At 44.9% G+C, this 21,463-nt stretch carries 19 protein-coding genes, 1 pseudogene and 1 riboswitch; of the genes and pseudogenes, 5 read left to right on the top strand and 15 right to left on the bottom strand.

All coding sequences use genetic code 11. The annotated features are described in order from the left end of the window. Positions 1-125: 125 nt before the first annotated feature. A complete protein-coding gene (gene cysK, locus AC5V8P_RS05240; RefSeq protein WP_063210941.1) occupies positions 126-1,049 on the bottom strand; it encodes a cysteine synthase A in 924 nt (307 codons plus the stop codon). Positions 1,050-1,265: 216 nt separating this feature from the next. Here cysK and AC5V8P_RS05245 point away from each other — a divergent pair, with 216 nt between their 5' ends. Continuing rightward, complete coding sequence (locus tag AC5V8P_RS05245) at positions 1,266-2,474, top strand: MFS transporter (RefSeq protein WP_063210944.1); 1,209 nt, start codon at positions 1,266-1,268, stop codon at positions 2,472-2,474. A gap of 74 nt (positions 2,475-2,548) precedes the next feature. On the opposite strand, the gene AC5V8P_RS05250 is transcribed toward AC5V8P_RS05245, so the two are convergent. From AC5V8P_RS05250 to AC5V8P_RS05260, 3 genes and pseudogenes are all read right to left on the bottom strand, one after another. After that, a complete protein-coding gene (locus AC5V8P_RS05250) occupies positions 2,549-3,547 on the bottom strand; it encodes a glycosyltransferase (protein WP_064795855.1) in 999 nt (332 codons plus the stop codon). A gap of 55 nt (positions 3,548-3,602) precedes the next feature. Further along, positions 3,603-4,640, bottom strand: a complete 1,038-nt coding sequence (locus tag AC5V8P_RS05255; protein WP_196771811.1) for an aminoglycoside phosphotransferase family protein — start codon at positions 4,638-4,640, stop codon at positions 3,603-3,605. Between the two features lie 147 nt (positions 4,641-4,787). Further along, positions 4,788-5,261: pseudogene (locus tag AC5V8P_RS05260) on the bottom strand (pectate lyase); the annotation flags it as partial. Between the two features lie 621 nt (positions 5,262-5,882). Between AC5V8P_RS05260 and AC5V8P_RS05265 the strand changes: the two are divergent. Next, on the top strand, positions 5,883-6,455 hold the full coding sequence (locus AC5V8P_RS05265; protein ID WP_064795854.1) for a shikimate kinase: 573 nt from the start codon (positions 5,883-5,885) through the stop codon (positions 6,453-6,455). Between the two features lie 100 nt (positions 6,456-6,555). Here AC5V8P_RS05265 and aroD read toward each other — a convergent pair whose 3' ends face one another. From aroD to desA, 9 genes are all read right to left on the bottom strand, one after another. After that, a complete protein-coding gene (gene aroD / locus AC5V8P_RS05270) occupies positions 6,556-7,320 on the bottom strand; it encodes a type I 3-dehydroquinate dehydratase (protein WP_063210950.1) in 765 nt (254 codons plus the stop codon). Positions 7,321-7,451: 131 nt separating this feature from the next. Further along, positions 7,452-8,678 (bottom strand): RtcB family protein, encoded by a 1,227-nt coding sequence (locus tag AC5V8P_RS05275; RefSeq protein WP_064795853.1) that lies wholly within the window; start codon positions 8,676-8,678, stop codon positions 7,452-7,454. 236 nt (positions 8,679-8,914) lie between these two features. After that, positions 8,915-10,351, bottom strand: a complete 1,437-nt coding sequence (locus AC5V8P_RS05280; RefSeq protein ID WP_064795852.1) for a purple acid phosphatase family protein — start codon at positions 10,349-10,351, stop codon at positions 8,915-8,917. A 276-nt stretch (positions 10,352-10,627) separates the two neighbouring features. After that, complete coding sequence (locus tag AC5V8P_RS05285) at positions 10,628-11,629, bottom strand: Gfo/Idh/MocA family protein (RefSeq protein WP_064795851.1); 1,002 nt, start codon at positions 11,627-11,629, stop codon at positions 10,628-10,630. A gap of 190 nt (positions 11,630-11,819) precedes the next feature. After that, positions 11,820-12,461: a deoxynucleoside kinase gene (locus AC5V8P_RS05290; RefSeq protein WP_064795850.1), complete on the bottom strand. Its 642-nt coding sequence runs from the start codon at positions 12,459-12,461 to the stop codon at positions 11,820-11,822. After that, a complete protein-coding gene (locus AC5V8P_RS05295) occupies positions 12,458-13,081 on the bottom strand; it encodes a deoxynucleoside kinase (protein ID WP_064795849.1) in 624 nt (207 codons plus the stop codon). Before AC5V8P_RS05295 ends, AC5V8P_RS05290 begins: the two co-directional genes overlap by 4 nt. Before the next feature lie 168 nt (positions 13,082-13,249). Beyond that, positions 13,250-13,849, bottom strand: a complete 600-nt coding sequence (locus tag AC5V8P_RS05300; RefSeq protein WP_064795848.1) for a response regulator transcription factor — start codon at positions 13,847-13,849, stop codon at positions 13,250-13,252. Next, positions 13,846-14,979, bottom strand: coding sequence for a sensor histidine kinase (locus tag AC5V8P_RS05305; protein ID WP_064795847.1), 1,134 nt, complete (start codon positions 14,977-14,979; stop codon positions 13,846-13,848). Before AC5V8P_RS05305 ends, AC5V8P_RS05300 begins: the two co-directional genes overlap by 4 nt. Before the next feature lie 61 nt (positions 14,980-15,040). After that, positions 15,041-16,102: a Delta(5) desaturase DesA gene (gene desA, locus AC5V8P_RS05310; RefSeq protein ID WP_063210966.1), complete on the bottom strand. Its 1,062-nt coding sequence runs from the start codon at positions 16,100-16,102 to the stop codon at positions 15,041-15,043. 212 nt (positions 16,103-16,314) lie between these two features. Then, a riboswitch (ZMP/ZTP riboswitch) is annotated at positions 16,315-16,399 on the top strand. A 114-nt stretch (positions 16,400-16,513) separates the two neighbouring features. Here desA and AC5V8P_RS05315 point away from each other — a divergent pair. From AC5V8P_RS05315 to AC5V8P_RS05325, 3 genes are all read left to right on the top strand, one after another. Further along, the gene (locus AC5V8P_RS05315; protein WP_063210968.1) at positions 16,514-17,380 is read left to right on the top strand and encodes a bifunctional 5,10-methylenetetrahydrofolate dehydrogenase/5,10-methenyltetrahydrofolate cyclohydrolase; all 867 of its coding nucleotides are present in this window, start codon (positions 16,514-16,516) and stop codon (positions 17,378-17,380) included. Continuing rightward, positions 17,377-18,015, top strand: coding sequence for a cyclodeaminase/cyclohydrolase family protein (locus tag AC5V8P_RS05320; protein WP_063210970.1), 639 nt, complete (start codon positions 17,377-17,379; stop codon positions 18,013-18,015). The genes AC5V8P_RS05315 and AC5V8P_RS05320 overlap by 4 nt, the downstream gene beginning before the upstream one ends. Positions 18,016-18,233: 218 nt before the next feature. Then, positions 18,234-19,736, top strand: a complete 1,503-nt coding sequence (locus AC5V8P_RS05325; RefSeq protein WP_064795846.1) for a stalk domain-containing protein — start codon at positions 18,234-18,236, stop codon at positions 19,734-19,736. Between the two features lie 145 nt (positions 19,737-19,881). On the opposite strand, the gene AC5V8P_RS05330 is transcribed toward AC5V8P_RS05325, so the two are convergent. Next, a complete protein-coding gene (locus AC5V8P_RS05330; protein WP_081276737.1) occupies positions 19,882-20,874 on the bottom strand; it encodes an ABC transporter substrate-binding protein in 993 nt (330 codons plus the stop codon). A gap of 193 nt (positions 20,875-21,067) precedes the next feature. Beyond that, the gene (locus tag AC5V8P_RS05335; RefSeq protein WP_063212910.1) at positions 21,068-21,460 is read right to left on the bottom strand and encodes a winged helix-turn-helix transcriptional regulator; all 393 of its coding nucleotides are present in this window, start codon (positions 21,458-21,460) and stop codon (positions 21,068-21,070) included. Between the last annotated feature and the right edge of the window lie 3 nt (positions 21,461-21,463).

A 21,463-nucleotide genomic window follows, 5' to 3' on the forward strand; every position in this document is an offset into this window, starting at 1 on the left:
CTCCTTCAACCCTCAACGTTTTCCTTGCTTTATCAACATTCGAATAGTTTGTGAAATCGCTATCACACACCTATTTTACCACTTACTTACGTTCGTGTATCCCTTTGGCCCCATTCCGCGTCTTTTTATCCGAAAATCCCCATGCTCAGATAACGTTCTCCGGTATCCGGGGCAATACAGAGTACCCGTTTGCCTGCTCCCAAACGCCGGGCTTCCTGAATGGCCGTCCATATTGTAGCCCCGCTGGAGGGCCCGACGAGAATCCCCTCCTGAGCAGCAATCGCCCGTGTCATCGCAATCGCGTCCTCATCGGAAACCTGTATGATTTCATCATAAACCTCCGTATTCAGCACGGTGGGTACAAAACCCGGACTCGTTCCCACCAGCTTATGCGGACCGGGTTTGCCCCCGGACAGTACGGGCGAGCCCTTAGGCTCGACCACAACAATCCGCAAATCCGGCAAGTGATGGCGCAGTACTTCACCTGTTCCCGTGATGGTTCCGCCCGTTCCCGAAGAAGCGACGAATACATCCAGCTTCCCTTCCGTCTGCTCCAAAATTTCAAGCGCCGTGGTTGTACGGTGGATATCGGGATTGGCTTCATTTTCAAATTGATGCGGGATAAAGCTCCCTTCAATTTCTGCCCCCAGTTCGAGAGCTTTACGAATCGCACCTGGCATCCGTTCTTCCGCTGGTGTCAGTACGACCTCAGCCCCATAGGCTTTTAAAATATTGATCCGTTCCTTCGTCATATTCGAAGGCATGACCAAAATCGCACGGTAACCTCGGGCGGCCGCATTCATAGCAAGCCCAATCCCCGTGTTGCCACTGGTCGGCTCAATAATGGTGCCTCCCGGCTTGAGATGTCCCGCCTTTTCCGCCTCGGCAATCAAATTGCCCGCTGCCCGATCTTTGACACTGCCGCTTGGATTAAAATACTCCAGCTTCACATAGACTTCCGCATCCTGCGGTCCTGTGAGCCGTTGCAACCGCACACAAGGCGTATCTCCAATTAAATCCGTAATACTATGTACCACTTTAAGTGTCATCGTTATATCCTCCCTGGTTCATTCCTTACAACATCATTTCCTGTCTCCATATCATACTACCAAAATAACAGAATGGGCTCCTTTCAGCCTGCCTCTATTGTAAATTATACAAACCTTATCAGCTTAGTATGTAAAATTCTTGCAAAATGGGTCGCCAGATATCGTCTGGAATGATATACTCGCATTACTATTTTTTCAGGAGGATACAAGAAACTTATGAGTACTCAAGAAAATATGACAGCTGATCGCTTTCCCCCCTCCTTGCTATGGCTGACCCTTGGCGCCTTCGCCATCGGCATGACTGAATTCGTTATCATGGGACTTCTGCCTAATGTAGCCCATGATCTTCATGTTACAATTCCGCAAGCTGGGCAGTTAATCACCAGTTATGCGCTTGGAGTAGCTATTGGCGCACCTGTGCTTACCGTATTAACCCATAAGGTTCCGCAAAAAAAGCTGCTATGTCTGCTGATGTCCATATTCATTTTAGGGAATCTTTTTTCCGTCATTGCTCCTAACTACGAGCTGCTGATTGCGGCCCGTATGGCTACTGCATTATCGCACGGAACCTTCCTGGGAGCCGGTTCCCTGATTGCGGCCCGGCTGGTTCGTCCTGATAAGCGGGCAGGGGCCATCTCGATGGTGCTGACCGGTTTGACCGTGGCGAACATTATTGGCGTGCCCTTTGGCACCTTTATCGGACAGCAGCTTGGCTGGCGCGCTTCCTTTGGAGCCATCGTGGTCATCGGCTTGATTTCTCTTTTCGGTATCATTCGATATATTCCAGTGATTCATCAAGACAAGCCTTCCAGTCTCAAACAAGAAGTCAAAAGCCTGTTTAATCCAAAAGTGCTGCTGATGCTGCTGACAGGTGCAGTCGGTTGTGGTAGCCTGTTTACTGTCTTTACGTACATTACGCCCATGCTTACCGATATTAGCGGCTTTGCCGAGCATAGCATTACCTGGATTCTCGTACTGTTCGGCCTAGGGGTCACCATTGGCAACATCGTTGGCGGCAAGCTCGCAGATTGGAAGCTGCTGCCCTCCTTGATCGCAAACTATGCTGTACTGGCTGTTATTCTCGCCATTCTGACGTTTACACTTCAAAACAAGGTACTGGCCGTTATCACCGTATTTATGTGGGGGATTGCGGCATTCGGCATCATGCCAGGTATTCAGGTTCGCATCATGAACCTGGCCTATGAGGCTCCTTTGCTGGCCTCTACCTCCAGCCATTCCGCATTGAATCTGGGTAACGCAGGCGGCGCTTTTGTTGGGGGAGTCGTTATTAATCACATGGGACTGCCCGCCATTCCATGGGTTGCATCACTCATTACTGTCGGCGGTCTGCTACTGATGCTGGTCAGCTACATGATGGATCGCAAGACGGCTCATACTGAAGCAATAGCAAAGATACAATCATAAGAAAAGGGACTTTCGTTCTTTAGAGCGAGAGTCCCTTTTCTTATGATCTAATTCCATGTGCCCTGCCTCGGCGTTCAGCTTAACCAGCCATCAAAGAAGTCTCGGTATCCCTGCTTCATCACCTGACTTGAAAACTGCTCCATGGCGTATGCCTGGTTCTCCAGAGAAACCCGGCGTGGCAAGGCAGCAGCCATATTAACCAGCTCGAACCAGTTTTTCTCATTACCTGAAAAAGAATGCGTAGAGCTGATATGTCCATAGCAAGGATGCTCAGGCTTGACGACGATTTTCCCCATCGCAAGCGCTTCGGTCAGCGGCATAGCAAATGTATCGAATTTGGAGCAGCTCCAATACACCTTCGCCGTGTTCATCAGGGCGAACACCTCGTCTTGCGTCAATGCAAATTGAAGTTTTACATTGTCCGGGATGTCGTACTTCTTCATGCTTTCCTTGTAGCGTTCACCGCCAAACACCATATAGACATCCTTGTCAGGATTATGCCGCGCATACTCCAGTACCAGATCCGGACGCCGATTCTCTTCATCTCTACCAATCCACATCACCCGGTTCTCCACCACTTGTGAGGGATCAAAATGCTTTTCCACCAGCCGCTCATTAAATCCGATCGGGATCACGGTCACATCGGTTACGCCAAACTTCGAGGCCATCTCCTGCTTGAGAAAGGCAGTCTGTACGATAGCCTTGTCCACGATCTGATAAAAAGGCTTCATCATCTCATAGCCTGTCAATGCTGGATCTGGAAAACTATGCGGAAAGAGCACGCTGTTTTTAAAAAACATGTTCAAATAGGTAAAGCCAGATACCGTATAAATTACATGCTCAATCTGCTGCTCATGCAGTTGGTCTAGTACAATGTCATAATTGACCAGATCACCCTTTTCGTGCTCATAGCCTGGAAGCCAGTCATGGCTGCTCACATGGCGTTCCGGTGATACAAATACGATATCTATCCCCAGTTCCAATCCGATCTGCTTCAGACGTTCTGCGAAAATACGAGGACCTTGCGCTTCAGCAAATTGTATTTTTCTCATGACTAAACCGACTTTTTTCATAGACTATTTCCCTACCTTCTTTGGCTAACTATATAGAATCTAGGTCTTCAACTGACTACTTACATGCTTGGACTTGTCCCCAATCCATCATCACTGTACATTGGTTTAAACAAGCTAGCGTTTCAGCCAACTGTGACTCTAACTGCTCTTTTGACCATTTGCCGCTATTTCTATGCACCTCTGTACCCATCCTTTGCAAATCACTTGTGATTAGCAGTAGCATCCACAGTGAAAATATCACAGCAAACCTGCCATATTCCTGCACAAATGTCGTTCGATCCCCCCTTATCCCCAACAGCTCCAACTGCTCCAGATAGGTATCCAGCAGACGAATGCGCAGTTCAGACGTCATGTGTCGGGGGAACAACGGATGGGACATGTCGATCAGGTGGTACACATCCCACAGCGGTGTGTTTAGATGAGCATGCTCCCAATCCATTACCATTAACCGCTCCCCACTCAGCGCATAGTTCCCCGGATGAAGATCACCATGAGACAGTACAAGCTGGTGTGAAAAAGAAAGATGCTCTAGCTGTGCATAGATACGCTGCATCTGTTGCTTGGAAAAACCGAGCGAGCTGCTAAGCTCTAATAGATCAGTCTTACGGTTGTGCAGCTCTGAAACCATCTCCTGAATGAGCGGCTTCGGTCCCCGTAATGGTATTCCAGCAAAATGCTCCGGCGGCAAAGCATGCCACCGTGCAACAAGTCCAGCAGCTTGCAATAGGGTTTCGTCTGTATGGAGGTGATGTAATGGGCCAAGGTCCTCAAACACCATCCATTCTTCTCCGCCATTTACGTCTGTATCGGAACAAGCTACCAATTGGGGATAAATGGGTGGTAATGCTGGAAGCACATGCTCATACACCCATTTCTCGCACCCCTTCTGATCGTCATTGGTTAGTGGTTTAAATATATAACTTTCAGAAGATGACACGTAAAAACGTTCCACATGCCGGCCATTCGTGCCTGTATATAAAATTTCACGATCCCGCACTAGCGTATCCATTAAAGCACCGTCAAGATTCACATATTGATGAAATAGATTCATAGCCACCCAACTTTTTTGTATAAAATGTAATAGCACGATCATATCATAGTCCTCGTTCCGAACGAAGTCCAGATCTTTTGGGGGTAACCCGATGCACCCAAACAGGGGCTTGTCCAAGCAGATCACGTGACCTGTCAGACAGCCCCCCTATCACATCCGTACTCCTATCCTTACTCTATTCTCTACCGATTAATATTGAGTATTGCCGGACTCGCTCGTATTGCCGGACTTAAAACCTTTGAACAATTGCTTTACATTATGATAACGAGTATTCGTAATTTTAGCTTTGCTATTAGGACCGTCCGATCTCAGGATCGAATCCTTCACGTTGGAAATATCCGAGTTATCCAAAGTCATATTCACTCTAAAAGTAGAGCCTCCAAGCTGGCGAACCAGCTTTCCGATATCATCGGCTCTAAAGTTTTTAATGTTAATTGTGCCTTCGGCATTGATTTGGAACACTTTATCATATGCATGGTATGCTCCGCCGCCTGTAATATTCACCGTGCCTGGTTCTTTAAGCGTTAATGCATCTTCACCGACATCCTCCCAGGTTACGTTGGAAATAGTGCCATTTCCATATACATGCACACCATCCGCGGCAGGTGCGGCGATAATCACATATTTTAGCGTTGCATTATTTTCAAGTTTGAAAATAGGCTCAACATACCGGATAAAGCGATACTCATTCCCTTTTTCCATACTTTAGCTGTGTTTTTTTCATTTCAATTCATCCCTCTCATAGATATTTTTTGTTCTTGTCTCCAACTCTTCGTTGACTAGAGCGCAAGCGAGTAATCCATATCACCACCTTTGTACAATGAACCTATTGACCGATACATGTCCCTAAAGTAATATTTGTCTTTTGTATATGTATACTAGGTTTTTGGTTCAAAGTACTTCATTATTATAAATTAAACCAAACACAAACTGTAAATATAGCACTTACATTTACAATTTTTATAATTCTATTATAGCCCTACTTCCAGTAATTTCAATATATTTCCGGCCAAATATATCCTTTTTCAATAGAACACACAATATTGTCTCTTTTATACTTGTACAAATTTTTTTTCTTCGATTTACGCATTACATAACACTTCATTCTCCAACCTCGCTTGTCTGCTGTTTATTACTCCATTGGTAATCAAAGCCTCTTTTTATCGTATACCTCATTGTTGATGTGTTCTATACTATTGAATGACACGTTTGATGAACGTATAATGTATTTAGTGCTTTGAAGCGTTACATCTCAACATTACTGGTGAGAAAAGAGTGGTTATCGTGCAAAACAATAGTGAGATTCCATTAAAAGAACAAAATATTGTGCTGATCGGCTTTATGGGCGTAGGCAAAACAACGATCGGTTCCCATTTAGCACGCAAGCTGTATCGCGATTTCGTGGATATTGATCAGGAGATTGAACAAGAGTACAACATGCCCACAACAGAAATTTTTAAAACTTACGGAGAGAAGCGTTTCCGTGAGATTGAAAAAGAGCATATTTTGAAGCTGTGCAGCAATACGCGCCTTAAAATCATTTCTGTTGGCGGTGGTGCGTTCCTACAAGAAGAGGTGAAGCAGGCTTGCTTGGCTTCGTCGATTGTTTTCTTCTTGGATTTAAATTGGGATTCCTGGAAAGATCGGCTCAAAATGCTGATTGACACTCGTCCCAATCTGCAAAATAAGACGCTTGAGGAAATCGAAGAACTTTTCCGTTCCAGACAGGACATTTACGCGGTCAATCACTCCAAGATCGATACCGATCAGTTGGATGCGGAGGAAGTCGCAGACTATATTATTCAAACGCTGAAGCTGGGTTGGGAGTTGTATGAACCTACTCGGGGATTGAATTAAAGGTTACAAAAAGGAGGGCCCCGGCATGCTTATCGCTGTGGTCCTCCTTTTTGTGTTCACTGCGAATACCTTGCTCGCTAGTGAGTAATACCTGCATCTTTTAAGAATGGCTATGCAGCACCTGCAATATTTCTCTCAGTTCAGTGACAGGAATCTGCCCCGGCGCGGAAGCTTTCTTGGCAGCACCAAAAGTCAGCGCTGAACCAAACAGTTCTCCAGTCAGACGACTCACGACACCTTTTCCCGCCATCGACATTGTAATAATCGGCCGATCTGCATATTCTTCTGCCATCGTACGCGTGGCGTCCAGCAAGGTCAGTACGTCGGCTGTGTTGGTGGGCATCACCGCTATTTTAGGCAGATCGCCTCCCAATTCCTGTGCCTTACACAACCGGGACACAATCTCTTCCTTCGGCGGCGTCTTTTGAAAATCGTGGTTAGAAATAATCACATACACGTTATGCTTATGTGCTGCTTCTACCAGCGTCTTCACATCAGCTTCTTCATTAAAAAGCTCTACATCAATCATATCTACTTGTCCCGTTTCGGCTATTGTACGATTTAACTCCACATAACTTGCCGTACTGATTTCCTTTTCTCCACCTTCCCGGGCGCTGCGAAACGTAAATACGAGTGGAATATTTGCTAAAATAGACCGAATTTCATGTAAAGTAGCCTTTACCTTTTCCAGGTCCTCCACATGCTCAAAAAAATCGACTCTCCACTCTACGATATCCAGGTCGAGTGTGCGTAAATGGTCAGCCTCTTCCTTCAACTGCTCCAACGTTTCTCCCACCATGGGAACACATATTTTGGGCGCTCCTTCACCGATCCGTACATCTTTTACCTTTATGATTTTTGCCAAATCTATCTCACTCCCCAATTACAGTTTCCAGTCGAACATGTACAATAATTCATAGTATAACGCATTCTGAATAAGCATGCAGATGATTAGGTTCAGTTATTAGTATTGGGTATCCAGACAACTAAGGCTCATTAATCCTTATAGGGATCAAACTCATTGGCCCCAGCCATGCATACCCCAATCGGCTTCAGGACATGCATAACCTCTACCGTCTCGGAATGAGCGTCCAGCACCTCACGCAGTTTACGATAGACGAACGGACTTTCATCTGTACCCGCTCCGCGCAGCTCAACACCATAGTTTCGAACGGCCTCCTTCATCTGTAGGTCCGTAATCTGCCCCCCGCTACGCGTACGGGTTTTCCAATTCATTTTACCTGCTGCCTGGGTACGACTCATAATACGACCTGCGCCATGGACGGTGCTATAGTAGGAATCCCGATTTTCTACCGAATCTTTCCCACGTACAATCACCGAGATATCGCCCATGCTTCCTCCAATAAAGCCCATTTGGCCAGGGGCCGAAGGGGTAGCGCCTTTGCGGACCACAATGGTATCACGTCCATCATGCTGTTCCTTCCATGCATAATTATGGTGGTTATGCACCGTAAAGTCCGCTTCCGTCCCGATAATACCAAGCACCTGTTCTATCACATAGTCGCGTCCGGCATAAGCATAACGTCCGGCAAGGCGCATCGCACGATAGTACATGTCTCCCAGCTCACTGTTCATATCCAGTAGTACAGGCGGCTGATCCATATGTTCTCCGGGTGCCTTTCCGAGAAACTCCCGCCCTGCAGCCAGATTTAGAAACCCGCTTGCTGTTTTATGTCCAAAGCCCCGGCTGCCGAAATGATTAGCAATCCAGACCTGTTCCGTCGCTTCCTCCACAAATATATCAACAAAGTGATTGCCACTCCCTACGGTACCGAGCTGTTCTCTCGCCAAGGACTTTAGCTTGTCATGCTCTTGTTTCCCAACCGCTGCATATACCGACCAATCCGGGTCATCGAACAACTCATGGTCTACCTGAACCTCATTCACACGACCTACGCCAAACGAAATCTGACGTGCAATCTCATCCATCACGGCTGAAATACGCGGCATAATATCTGCTGCCGACAGTTTGGTTCTTACCGCTTTATTTCCACAACCGATATCATACCCCACACCTGAAGGTGAAATTTGTCCGTCATACACCACCACACCGCCAATCGGCTGACTGTAGCCTTTATGATGATCTGCCATCAACAGCGCTTGAATCACATGACCGTTTTCGGCACATGTGCGGGCTTGAGATAGTGCCCCCGGATCAGGTGCTCCCCATACGCGTACTCCATTGATTTCTTGATAAGCCATCGTTTTATCCTCCCATGTTTTGCGAGAAATTTATATGTAAAATTAAGTACTCTGCTTTTCAACTTTGGATCTGTTAATAGCATTATGTATGATTTACCCGCTTCCGAACAGGGCGTAAGTATTACAAGTCCATTATCAGACATCTCTATATTATTAGAAAATGAAAAAGGATATCCTCTCAGCCAAACAGACTGTAGGATATCCTTTTATGATCATTTAGAAACCATTAATCAATTTTACTGATATTTTTTGATGATTCCGAATTGATCCACAATAAACGGCTTGGCATCATTTTTGTTTTGATCAATTTCATACGTTACGGCTGTAAGTTTATTTTCGTCTACAGTGATGCCAACAAAATTCTGTACCTGTCCTCGTACAGGTCTACGATTATCACTCGGATCTGGGCCATAGACTGCCGCATGATTTTCTTCGGCTAGTTCAAAGAGGTTATAGTACTTATCTCCAAGTTTTTCACTCGGGTTTTTGTAGTAGACTTTAGGGCCAGCGGTTGCTGGGATGACATAAATACTTCCATCCGGATTCACACTATATTCAATCGTCTTTTCATTTAGTCTATCTTTTAATTTGGTAGGCGTTGTTGCTTTACCCTCTTGGTTGATTGGTTTCGTACGAGCGTAAATATGATCATGCCCTTGTACGACCAAGTCGATATCAAGTTTGTCCATTAATGGAGCTATTTGGTTACGGACTCCATTGCTATCCATGATGTCAGCATCTGTTGCATGGTTGGAAGTAGTGTAGGGACCTTTATGAATGTTAACAATGACCCACTTTGCACCTGCTTTTTTGGCTGCCGCAGCATCTTTCTTTAACCATTCAACTTGATCTTCAGAAAAATTGGCATATTTCTCTGAGTCCTCGTTAGAGTTCAGTACGATAAAGTGAGCATTGCTGTAATCAAAGGAGTAGTACGCTCCTGTTTTAGTAGCAGAACCCGCTGGCTCATTAATATTAAAGTGATCATAAAAAGCGTAGTTCTCATCCTCATGATTACCTGCTGAAGGAACAATAGTTGTATTTAAAAGACTTTTTTGTGAATGCCCTAACAACCAGTTCCACTGCTCTTCTTTGGTACCGGTATCTACGATATCTCCGTTGTGAACTACAAACTGAGCATTCCCTACGGTTTGTAGTGCTTTTTCAAGCGTTTGTGAAGACAATATGGCTTCATCTTCGCTTTTGGCTTGTGTATCAGCTAGATCAATGAAGGTAAATTCACCGCTCTTAGGGGCCGTTTGAAATGTTCCTGTTTCGCTCCATATCCCGCGCGCTCCATCACCCACACGATAATAATAAGCTGTGTCCGCTTGAAGACCTGTAGCTACAGCTTTATGGACAAGCTCTTCTGCAGAATTGGTTGATGGAGAGGAAGTGCCTTCAAATGTAAGAGCCTTCGTAAAATCAGCTTCAGGACCTGTTTTCTTGGTTACTTGAACAGTGCTCTTCGTGATCAGTTTTGAAGTATACCAGGTAAATCCTTTGGAGCCCTTGGTGTCTCCATGAAATGTAGCTGTAACTTTACTAAACCCTTGATCTGTGTTCCCTGATGACTCAGCATGGACTGGTAAGGCTGACATGCCCGTAATCAAACCTAGTGCAAGGGCAACAGACATAGATGTTGCTGACCACTTTTGAAACCTTTTAAACATGTGTACACTCCTCTGTGCAGTTATTATGTAAAAGTTATAATTACGATCATAACAATTAATTGTTAATACGTTATTTGCTGAAATGTAGCACTTTGTAAAAATGAGGTTAGGTATATAAACCAAAAAAAGCCTACCGGATGTTTGCAAAATCTGCAAAACCGGCAGGCCTTATTCATTTTCTAGGTACTCTTGATACATAAAACTAGACTGCCCCATATAAGAAGCAGTCGCGGAATCCTGGAAAGCTATTAAGGTTTTTGTTAAATCACTAGCCACCTAATGTGCAGAAGAATTTTTCAAATCTGCTTCATAACGAAGACCAAATTGTTGTCTTGCTTCTTCCATCACTTCAGCGACTGTCAGCGAACACTCCAAAGAATTAATGGAACTGTTGCGTTCCCCACTCTTGATCAGATCCATAAACTCCTGAATTTCATAATACATGGGCTCACGCGTCTGTGCCTTGGTCAAATCCTCAATCGTGCCGTCCCGATAATGAATTTTCACCTCATAAGGCTGGCTGATTTTATCGATCATCATCGTTCCATTCTCACCCTGAATTTCAGTAGGCAGATAGGAATCTGTAATTTTGGAATGCATGACGATAGCATCCATATCCGGATACTTCATCACGATACTGCCCTCGCCGTCGACACCAGAGGATAAAAGGACCCCCACCGCCCGGATCTCATCCGGTTTGCCGAACAATGCCACCATTGGATACAAACAATACACGCCCAGATCCATCAAGGAACCATTCGAAAAAGCCGGATTAAAGGCATTCAGCACCTTGCCCTGCTTAAAAGCATCGAAGCGTGAAGAGTATTGACAGTAGCTTGCAAAATAACGCCGAACCCGGCCTATTTTATACATATGATCCTGTATAATTTTAAAGTTAGGCATAAGCGTGGATTTAACGGCCTCCATCAACAGAACATCGTTCTTGCGCGCCACTTCGATCATGCTCTGCACCTCTGCTGCATTAGAAGCAAAAGGCTTCTCACACAGCACATGCTTTCCATGGTTCATACATAAAATCGCTTGCTCCGCATGTAAAGAATTGGGGCTGGCAATATATACGGCATCCACCTGATCACTTGCAGCCATTTGCGCCAGATCTGTAAAAACCTCCGGCTGGCTGCTATATTTCTCAGCAAAGGCTTTGCCTTTCTCCTCTGTTCGTGAGTACACCGCGGTCAGGGAAAATTCATCCGTCTCTATCGCAGCTTGAATAAATCTTTCCGTTATCCAGTTCGTTCCAACGATCCCAAAACGCATCACAGTATCCCGTCCTTTCCCGTGAGTCATTACATTAATATATGTACTATTCTCGCATTCCAGCCAAGACTTGTCCACTATACCACTTGTCCTATTCCAAGCTTTCACATATAAAAAAAGACTGCGGTCGCTCAGCATAAATTACACTGATTGTACCACAGTCCTCGTATGCTTTTTGGGAGTTGAATCTCTACTTTTTGGAGATCACTTTGCCCACTTCTGTCAAAATGGCATCCATGGAAGCAGGGTCGTGCACATCGTACTCATCAATGTTGAGACGCAGTACAGGACAGGCATCAAATTCGTTGATCCAATCGGAGTATCTGCGGTGCATTTGCTCCCAATAGGCTCGCTCGGTCTGGATCTCCATTTCGCGACCGCGTTCTTCAATCCGTCTCAGTATGGAGGGCAGGCTGCCTTCCAGATAGATCAGTACATCGGGGTGCGGGAAGAACGGGGTCATGACCATGGCCTCAAACAGGCTAGTATATGTTTCATAATCGGTAGGGTTCATTGTTCCCTGATCAGCATGCATTTTCGCAAAAATGCCTGTGTCCTCATAGATGGAACGATCCTGTACATAACCTCCACCCGACAAGAATATGTTCTTTTGCTCCTTGAAGCGTTCTGCGAGAAAATAAATTTGCAGATGAAAGCTCCATCTTTCGAAATCGTGATAAAATTTTTCCAGATACGGATTATGATCGACTTGCTCTAACGAGGTTTTAAAACCAAGACGACTGGCCAAAGCGCCCGTTAACGTGGATTTACCTACACCCACCGTACCTGCTACCGTAATCAGGGCATTCGCAGGAATGTTGTAATTATTCACTCTATAAGCTCCTTTACATCGGAAACAATTTGTTCAAATTGTGCCTGGTTTTCTACAAAATCTATTTCATTCCCGTTCACGGTCAATATACGTGGGGCAGGTGACTGTTCGGCGAGAAACTGAATGCCTTTATCATAATCCACAATCAATTGTTCCAGATAGGCAGGGTCCATCTCCTGCTCAAAAGAGCGTCCGCGCTTACGGATTCTGCCTAGCAAGGTATCCAAATCTGCTCTAATATAAATGATAATGTCAGGCTTAGGCATGTCATCTGTGAGCAAATGATAGATTTGGCGATATTTTTCGAGCTTCACACCCTTGAGCGTACGTTCTGCAAAAATCAGATTTTTATAGATATGGTAATCTGAAATTACAGGCTGGGCTTTCTCGATGTATTGCAGGCCAGTATCCTCTAGCTGCTTATACCGATTGCAGAGAAAGAACATCTCCAGTTGAAAGCTCCACTCATCTATATTTTGATAGAATTTATCGAGAAACGGGTTTTCCTCGACAATCTCTTTGATCATCGGTAAATGCAGCTCGGTTGAAAGCATCGAAGCCAACGTCGTTTTGCCTGCTCCAATCGGCCCTTCAACAGCTATAAATGGGGCTTGTTTCATGCGGTTCTGCTCCTCCTTGTACTCCAGGTCCATCCTATGGACAACTATCCTATTGTATCACAAGGAAGTACACTAGAGGCATAGCAAATCTATGGATAAAACAAAAAAACAGAGCAGCTACGTGTGGCTTCATAGCGTCCCTGTTCTGCTTCTTTTTTGGCCTGTTTCTCATTTGAACCAGCCTTTTTCATTAAAACGTGTAATCGCCTCAATTCGGTTGCTGACACCCAGCTTATCGAGTATGACTGAAATATAATTTCGCACCGTCCCTGTTGTTAAATACAGTTCACCGGCAATTTCTTTGGTATTCTTTCCGTCAGCAATAAGCGCCAACACGGTCTTTTCACGCTCCGTTAGCGGGTTAACTTCAGCATAAGCATCATCGACCAGTTCTGGAGCGTAAATACGTCGACCTGCCATAATGCTGCGAATGGAAGAGGCCAGTTCTTCACTGGGACTGTCCTTGAGTAAATAGCCGTGTGTGCCTGCCTTGATTGCTCGTTCAAAGTACCCGGGGCGAGCAAACGTTGTTAAAATAAGCACCTTGCAATTCAAGCCTTTGAGTTCCTCTGCCGCATCCAATCCGCTCTTGATCGGCATTTCGATGTCCATAATGCATATGTCTGGCTGATGTTGCTTCACCAGTTCTATAGCTTCTTCCCCGTTGCTTGCTTTTCCAACTACCTTCATGTCTTCTTCCAAGTCCAACAGGGAGGCTAGAGCACCCAGCAGCATGCGCTGGTCTTCTGCGATGACGATTCGAATCATGACTCCACCTCCTCATTCGGTTTTTCAGTAATGTTGGGCACTTTAATGACCAGGGTCGTTCCCTGATCTAAACGTAGCTCCATACATCCGTTCACGAATTCGAGCCTTTCCTTCATGCCTTGCAGACCATTTCCCCGAAAAGCTCCATATTCTCCAGTAATGCCAACTCCATTATCCTGAATTCGCAGGGTCAATTCCTTACGAGACGGTTCAATGGTAATGGAGCAAGCGGTAGCTCCACTGTGTTTCACTACATTGGTTACAGCTTCCTTCATACACATACTCAGCACGTTTTCATTCATTAATGACGTATGCTCCAGCTTCGGGTCTCCCTCCAAGGTCAGTTCGATATGAGCAGCCTTTAAAATTTGCCGAACACGTAGCAATTCATCCTCCAGCCTCATGCCGCGCATTTGAGTAACCATTTCCCGTACTTCTTTTAACGCACTTCTCGCTGTAAGACGAACATCATTAATTTCGGCATGAGCCCGTTCGGGGTACTGGTCCAGCAACTTGCCCGCCAAATCACTCTTCAGCCCAATGAGTGACAGCTTCTGACCCAAGGTATCGTGCAGGTCACGGGCGATTCTTTGCCGTTCCTCCAGCTTGATCAATTCCGATATTTTTTTATTGGCATCCTCTAATTGAACCTGAAGCCGATCACTTTTGTTGCGATTAAAATTCGTAATCGGAAGCAGGATGACACCGATCAGATTGAGCAGGATAAAAGGAATCTGCTTAATAAAAACGGGATTCTGTGAAACAAAGCCGTAATTGATTAACCCAATCGTAATAACCATTAAAGTAATATACAGCGTTGTAAATGCGGCCTTACTTTTCATATTACCGATCAAATAAGCAATAAATATAGAAAAATACATATAGCTAAATAGCAGCGTCATTGTAATCGATATCGCGATCTGCACACTGGTCCAAAAGTATATGAGCCAGCCTTGAGAGACAAAAGCCAGTACATAGCAAGCAAAAAACACCAAAATAATCGCGGTACCCAGAATGATATGACTTGTAGATGAGGAGCTAAAATAGTAAAAGGGCAGGATATAAAAGACGACCCATACATAAGGGCTGAGCCCCGTATTTCTTTGGAAAATCTGATACCACTTTTGCATCCTGCCACCCTTTTCTACTTTAGATATCCCTTATCTTATCATACCCATATCCGTACAAACGTTATTTTCTCTCCGTGCTTACAACAGGTGTAGGGATGGGGTTTGAAGTGCGCACATGTTTGCTAAGTAGCGGCTTTACTTGTTTAAAGGTCAGAAAGGTTTTTGTGCTTTCATCCCACAAGCGGAACTTCAAAGATTGCAAACTGCTACTCATCGTGATCGTGGTCGCCTTTTGAAGCAACGGTGTCGCTTCATGCGCCTTTTCCAAATTGTAATTTGGCACTTTTGGGCTCAAGTGGTGAACGTGATGAAAACCAATATTACCCGTAATCCATTGTAATACTTTAGGAAGCTTGTAGTAAGAACTGCCTTCTACCGCCGCATTAATATAACTCCACTCTTCATCATGCTCAAAATACGAATCCTCAAACTGATGTTGCACGTAGAACAGCCAGATTCCCAACATACCAGAAACAAAAAAGATAGGCACCTGGACCAGAAGAAAAGCCTGCCAGCCAATAGCCCAGCACAACAGTGCATACAAGGCGACAATGGATATATTTGTCACATAGGTATTTATTCTTTCCTTACGTTTGGCTGTCTTGACATTAAACCGATAGGAAATCAAAAAAGTATAGATCGGACCTAGTCCGAACATCACCCAAGGATTTCGATATATACGATAGGCCAGCCGTGTCCATGTGGATGCCGCTGTGTACTCTTCTACCGTAAGCACCCACATATCCCCTGTGCCTCTTTTATCCAGATTACTGCTGGTTGCATGGTGGATCGCGTGACTATTTTTCCATTGGTGATAAGGGCAGAGCGTAATAATCCCTGTAATCGTTCCCACCATATCGTTCAGCTTGCGACTTTTGAAAAAAGATTGATGACCACAATCGTGAAAAATAATAAACGTCCGTACCACAAATCCAGCTGCAATCATAGTAATTGGAAGCGTCAGCCAGTAAGAAACCGCCAGGCTAAGATAAGCGGCATACCACAATAGGATCAGCGGTCCCAAGGTATTGATCAGTTGCAGAACGCTGGATTTCGTGTTTATTTTTTCGTAGGGAGCCATATTTTTTTTCAATTGAGCTAACGGGAGTTGTGTCATACCCATTATGATCCTCCTTTAAAATGCAGCCCATACCTTGATCCTGTCAGGCATACATGTTGATCTAAGCTCAGTATAAGGAGACTGGTAAATTCGCTGTAGTCATAAACGTCAGTTCGAGTATATGACATTTGTCATATAGGCAAGCTGTATCCTCTGTTTTCCAAATGTTCGCGGGTTTCTTTTCTAATGATTATTTGCTAAAATATAAGATATATAACGCTGTATGTGACTGGCGAAGTCAGTGGAATCAACCACGAGGGAGCATACAAACAAAGCGTACCGTTCGCCTGGGAGAAGTATTTGCAGAGGATTCGTCTGTCTTGACGACCTTGTGCAAATACTTTTTTTTCGTTTTATAAGACCATGACACCCTGTTGATTCTATTATGCGATAAATTCAGAGGAGGCTCGGACTATGGCAATTATTATGAAATCCAAAGAAGCAGCTGAGCAAGTGTATGCAACGATCCGTTCCCAAGTAGAGCAAATGAAACAGCAAGGACACCGTCCCCATCTGGCGACCCTGTTGGTAGAGGGTGATCCGGCATCTGCATACTATGCACGTACCAAGCAAAAAATAGCAGAGAAGCTGGGCATCTCATTTCATCTCCATACGTTTGATCGTCATGTTAGCGAAGCAGAACTTCTGCATCTGATCGGCACCCTAAATGATGCATCCCATGTACATGGCATTATGCTGGAACTCCCGCTTCCTCAACATCTTTCCGCCTCCGTTATTAAACAGTCCATCGCCCCCTACAAGGATATTGATGGAATTACACCTGACAACAAGCTGGCTACCGTAACGGGTGACGCAGGGCTATACCCCGCTACACCTCAAGCTTGTATCGAGTTGCTCAAGCATTACGGCCACTCCTTGGCAGGCAAAAATGTTACGCTCGTGGGCATCGGGCAGACAGTGGGACTTCCCCTTTTCCACATGCTGCAAAGAGAAAATGCCACCGTCACCGCTTGTCATGCAGGTACGCGTGATATTGCAGAGCATCTGAGCCATGCAGACATCGCCTTCGTCGCAGTTGGATGTCCTGATGTGATAACGCGGGATATGGTTCACCCCGGTTTGATTTTGGTAGACGCAGGAATAAATGAGACGCTGGAGGGAAAAATCGTGGGTGACGCTGCACCGGACGTTGTAGAAAAGGTACATGCCATTTCTCCCGTGCCCGGCGGTGTGGGTACCTTAACGACTGCAATTTTGTATAAAAATTTGCTCAAAGCGATACGTCTGCAACACTACTCCAGAGAGGTGGTTTATTCATGAGTGAACTGTCGTGGAATCAGTCCATCGGACATTTTCTAAAAGAAGCTGCAAGTGCAGCGCCTACCCCCGGTGGAGGAAGTGTATCCGCGCTGGCTGCGGCACTAGGCGCAGCTATGACCTCCATGACCGCTAACCTTTCGCAAGGAGAAAAATTCGCGCAATTCCGTGAACAAATGACGCAAGTCATTAGCAATATGGAAAGATTGTCTACACATTGCGAGGAACTAATGGCCGCAGACATCCAATCCTTTGAACAGTACATGACCGCGCTGCGTTTGCCCAAAGAAACAGACGAAGAAAAGCGCTATCGGACCCATTCCTTACAAACAGCGGTGATTGCTGCCATTGAGGTACCTATGCGCCTGCTGGAAGTGTGCCGGGACGGATTATCACAAGCCTACAACATTGTGGAAATAGCCAATAAAAATGTGATCTCTGATCTGGGCATCGGTGCGATTCTGTTCGAAGCAGCTGCTCAATCTGCCCTGCTTACCATTGACATTAACCTTGCCTCGCTCAAGGACTTGGATGTCAAACAATCCTACGAAGCCAAAACAGCCGCACTCCTCCGTGAAATCGCACAAATCAAAGAGCAAACCTTATTGACCGTGCGCAGTCGAATCGCGAGTAGTTAGCTCATACTATGCATTAGCTGTACTAACCTGTATTTCTGCTACTTGCTAATTAGAAATAACCTCCAAACCATCTTTAATCGTTGAGTTTGGAGGTTATTTTATTGCAATTCATTAACTATGGAAAACTTTTCTATACTTTCTTCGTCTATGGATAAGAGATATTCTTTAAGATCATTTTTTTCTCGTATATACATGGATCAAGAAATGAGGAAAATCGTATGAAAAGACGTGCTCTATTACTGAGTATCATCACGTTATTGCTGCTCAGTCCCAGCGTGTGGGCGGCCGGAGATAATTCCACATTCCATATTCACTCCTATGATTCCGAAAGTTTAATTCAATCCGATGGAAGCTTATGGCTGTGGGGCTATAATCAATCCGTACCAACTCGTGTAGAGGGTAAGCCGAACGTTGTAAAAACATTCTCTAATATTATCAACGAAGGCGATCTGGTGTTTACCTTGCAAGACCACTCTGCTTGGTATGTGCCTAGAAACAACATTGCTGAATCCGTGAAATTGGTTCCCCTGGAAGGACTACAGAATCTCGTAGCTGTAAGCAGTTTAAATGACCATGTACTCGCTCTGAACAACGAGGGGAATATATTTTTAGCTGATCGACTCGAAGATAAAAATACCTTTGGTCCTTTTCAAACCCTGTCTGGCATCGACGAGGTTGCCGATATCGATAGTTACTATGAAGAAAGACCCAATTATGAGGAACGCTGGATATTCCTAAAGAATGACGGCAGTGTATGGAAAAACACAAAAACCTTGCAGGGCTTCGAACCTATTTCATCATTAAAAGATATTACGGCAATTGCTAAAAATATAGCCTTAAAAAAAGATGGCACCGTATGGACATGGCCCAAAGAATTTGATAAAAATGCAGCCCCATCCGAAACGCCAGCCGTATCACAAATTCATACCTTATCGGGCATCAAGACCATCAAAGCCAACAGGTATTCCAATCTCGCGATTGATCAGCAAGGCCGGCTATGGTTCTGGGGGGCTACCGTTACAGGTGCCTTAGACAATACAACCTATCACAACGATAATACACCTGTATTATTAAAAGGGGTGCAGAATGTTAAAGACGCCTTTTTCGTTGAACGCTCCATTCTTGCTCTCACCACTGCTGGTAATGTATATGTCGCATCTCTAGATGGCGAAAAGCTATCATCCCATGTCCCTTTTGCATTACTTGCTCAAAATATTCAAAGCATCAAAGCAGGCCCACGACACATCATCATGCAAAAAGCCGACGGCGCTTTGTGGGGCTGGGGGGTTAACAAACATGCGCAACTCGGTATAGGCGATTATGAGTTTTTTTATAGTACGCCAGTTCCTGTGCAAAAGCCGATTCTCGTCCGTCTCAACAATACACCTGTCCCCCTAAGTAACGGTGTAATCACGCGCAACGGGCAGGCGTTTATTCCTCTCCGCTCCGTATTTGACAAACTAGGGGCCGAGGTCACATATGATTACAACAGCAAAATAGCAAAAATAGATCATTCCAAGGTAGGCGACCATCCCATCTCTATAGAAATAAATTTAAAAACCAGCCAAACAAAAGTGAACAGTAAATCTGTAGAACTCACCAATCCGCCCTTCATGGTGAACGGTATTGGTTATCTTCCACTGAGGCTCATCAGCGAGACACTGGGAGCCAAGGTAGATTGGATACAAAAAGAAGATACTATCGTAATTACGACGAAATAAAAGAATTGATTAGTGAATATGCTGCAGTCCAACTCTATGCCTTTGCCTCTGCTCTGTTCATTCTTGGTATCTGCTCAACAAAAAAGCACCTCACTCCGGCTCGTTGTCCGTGTAGTGAAGTGCTTATACCCTGTGAATCTCACACCTATTTTTTAGCTTTATTTTCTTTCTCTCTTTCAATCAGCATATCCACAATCATATCAATCTGTCCGGTAATAGCGATCGGATCGTAGCGATAGTAAGTATCAAAATCATTAAAGAATACTCTATTCTTCTTCACCGCAGGCAGATTACCCCACACAGCAGACGATTTCAGTTGCTTAAGCGCGGCACCCTTTTTGTCTGGATCATAGGTTGTCAGGAACATGTAATCTGCGTCATACTGCGGCAGTACCTCCATTGAAAGCTGCACCGTTTGTTCCTTGGAATTAGCTGTCTTTTTCGGCATATTCAGTTTGAGCGCATTGTATACGGCTTGTCCGCCTCGACCCGCATTGTCGCCAAAGATCCAAAGCGCGTTCTTGTCCGTCAACTCATACAAACCGAAGGTTGCCTTTTCGTCAATAACACCTTTCAGACGAGCGCGACCTTCAGCAGCCTTTTTATCAAAGGTGGCAATAAATTGCTCAGCCTTGCCCTTTTCCCCAGTGATATCCCCGAACAGCTTGACTGTATCATAGATATTAGTTGTGGTTCCGTACGGAATGTACAGGGTCGGGGCAATTTTAGACAAAGCTTCATAATTCGTATCCTTCATAACCACAATCAGATCGGGTTTGAGTTCCAGCGTCTTTTCCAAATTGGTTGGGTCCCCTACCTCCTTGGTTCCTTTTTCCTTCAGCAAATCGGTTAGAAAAGGGTTTTGAAACGCAGTCGGCTCCACACCCACCACGTTAGCACCTACGGATAGCAATTCTCCGCCGTAAAAATCGGTTACAATACGCTGTGGCTTAGCGGGAATCTGAATATCCCCTTTCACCGTTTTAAAGCTTCTCGTCTCTCCAGTAGCAGTGGATTCTTGCTTATCTCCTGAAGTTGAAGCAGGATTACCTCCAGTGTTATTTCCGCCGCATGCGCTCACAAATACAGACAATACAAGCATCAAAGCAGCCAGCATAAAAATCAATTTTTTTCTCAACACTAATAGCCCCCTATGTAATATGGAAATAGCCTTGTATCTACATGATAATGATTATCAATATCGTAAGCAATATATCAAGCGCCATCCCTGTTGTCAACTGAAAAGTGAAGGTTGTATTCTTTCACTTATAAAATGAAAAGACCTGCCAAAATGATGGCCAGGTCTTTTTTCATAAATCCGTCTTAGAAGCCTACATGGTGGGGGTAGGTTGCTGGAGGCTGCTTTCTGGTGATCGCTGTTTAGTTTTATATTGTTCTCCCCAATCCTTCATCAAGTTAATAATCGGGATCAGTGTTTCTCCAAATTCGGTAAGAGAGTATTCAACCTTAGGTGGAACCTGTTGGTAGACTTCACGGTGTACGACTCCGTCCTCTTCAAGCTCGCGCAATTGGAGTGTCAGCATACGCTGGGTAATTCCCGGACAGATCCGCCGAAAATCACTAAATCGCTTAGTCCCATACATGAGATGGTATAAAATAATCCCTTTCCACTTGCCCCCAATCACATCTAACGTGTACTCAACAGGACATGCCTGATCATTCCCAGCGGTACATTCACCAAAGCCGCCTTTCCGATTGCGCATTGG

It is taken from the genome of Paenibacillus sp. N119s (assembly GCF_059447605.1).